Source organism: Halomonas sp. ND22Bw (assembly GCF_003011945.1).
Classification (GTDB): domain Bacteria; phylum Pseudomonadota; class Gammaproteobacteria; order Pseudomonadales; family Halomonadaceae; genus Halomonas; species Halomonas halophila.
Window position 1 is genome coordinate 1 of sequence record NZ_PXWD01000940.1, and the last position, 269, is coordinate 269.

At 71.0% G+C, this 269-nt stretch carries 1 protein-coding gene; it reads left to right on the top strand.

Going from position 1 to position 269, the window contains the following annotated elements; all coding sequences use genetic code 11:
* Positions 1-11: 11 nt before the first annotated feature.
* Positions 12-269 (top strand): demethoxyubiquinone hydroxylase family protein (locus CVH10_RS20930; RefSeq protein ID WP_369335931.1); only part of this gene is annotated, 258 nt, incomplete at its 3' end.

Consider the following 269-nt stretch of genomic DNA (forward strand, 5'->3'; position numbering starts at 1 on the left):
AGGACCCGACGCTGCGAGCGCACCTCATGGCCGCGTCCGAAGAAGAAACCGACCATCTCGCCTGGACCCGCCAGCGGCTGGACGACCTCGGCGCCCATCCGTCGCGCCTGAACCCGCTCTGGTATGCAGGCGCCTTTGGCCTCGGCCTGGTGGCAGGGCGCCTGGGCGATCCGGTGAGCCTCGGCTTCGTGGCCGAGACCGAGCGGCAGGTCGAAGCCCATCTCGACGGACACATGCGCAAGTTGCCGGCGGGCGACACCGCGTCGCGC